Here is a 219-nt window from a genome sequence, read left to right on the forward strand (position 1 = left end):
CTGCTGATGGCCATGCGCCCGTATTTTGATTTTGTGCTGTTGGACACCGCTGCCGGTATGGGGGCTCCCTTTACCGCGGCGGCCGCAGTGGCGGACAAAGCGCTGCTGGTGCTGCGCCAAAATATGCCGGTATGCGGTGCAAAATTGAATCATCAACTCCTTCTTGGAGTCGTGTGCCACCAGGGCAATTATCATAACGCTACACCATCCTTCAAAACA

General features: G+C 54.8%; 1 pseudogene. It reads right to left on the reverse strand.

What is annotated here, in order from left to right:
* Positions 1–105 precede the first annotated feature (105 nt).
* Positions 106–195 (reverse strand): annotated as a pseudogene (locus tag H6B10_RS18485) (methylglyoxal synthase); the annotation flags it as partial.
* Positions 196–219 lie beyond the last annotated feature (24 nt).

It is taken from the genome of Gemmiger formicilis, from assembly GCF_016901605.1.
Lineage (GTDB): Bacteria > Bacillota > Clostridia > Oscillospirales > Ruminococcaceae > Gemmiger > Gemmiger formicilis_B.